1 pseudogene is annotated in these 1,019 nt (G+C 41.8%); it reads right to left on the reverse strand.

Annotated features, from left to right (window positions below):
- Positions 1-41: 41 nt before the first annotated feature.
- Positions 42-1,019 (reverse strand): annotated as a pseudogene (locus QOW94_RS11055) (hypothetical protein); the annotation flags it as partial.

Raw genomic sequence — 1,019 nt, forward strand, 5'->3', positions numbered from 1 at the left:
CCAAAAAGGATTGCTTTTCGAGACCTGTTTAGATAAATGGACTATCCAAGTGGGTTTACAGTGTTACCTGGGGTAGAAGTTGATGTACCAGGTAAAGTGGCAATTGAACTAGCTGCGTTCTCGTTGTATGAGTATACAGCTTGAGCCTTACCAGTTCCAAATTGACCTTGCTTAGCTGATGAAGCAGTTAAGCTTAATTGATACCAACCTGAGATAGTTCCGTCTTCCTTAAATTGTGGGAAGATAGGAGTCTTCAAAGTATCAAGTTTCTTGCTCTTCAAGTAATCAAGGACATTTTGTGCAGTGTATTGCGAACCTTGGGCACCGCTGAACAAGTCAGTAGGGTTCAAGTTAGCAACTGGAAGGTAGTAGTGAGCAGCAAACTTTTTAACAGCAGAGTTGAATCCTGCTACTTGTTCCTTAGTCAAACTATCAGTTGAGCTGACACCGAACGCATCCTTCAATGCTGATTGTAAGCCAGCAGCATCTACAGAACCATCATCCTTGAATGCCTTAGTAAAGTCAACACTGCTTATTTCAACAGGCTTTGCTTGGTCAGAACCAGCTGGTGTGTAAGTTACAGTGAACTTACCTGACTTAACATTCAATACTTGGTTTGAAACCTTATTGTTAGCAGTTGTGTCTGGAGCATATGAAGTCATAGCGTCAGCACCAGTTGTGACGTCAGCGTTTGAGTTACGTGAGAATACCTTAACTGATTCATATACAGTGTTACCCTTAGTTGCTGCAATAGTAGCAGTTGATCCAGTTGTAGCTTGTGCTAATGTTGAAGCGAAGTTAGCAGCGTTTACTGAGTACCCAGTACCTGCTAATGCGGAGTTGATTTGGCTGTTGATAGCAGCAACTTGGTCGTTAGTCAAAGTCCATGACCAAACACCAGTATCTTTGTCTTGAAGGAATTTACCTAAAGTATCACCCTTCTTAGCACCAGTAACTGCAAAGTCAACTGACTTGATAAGCTTGTTGTTTGAGTCAACAATGTTCAAACGAACAGCGTT

Source organism: Lentilactobacillus sp. Marseille-Q4993 (genome assembly GCF_951230165.1).
Classification (GTDB): Bacteria; Bacillota; Bacilli; order Lactobacillales; family Lactobacillaceae; genus Lentilactobacillus.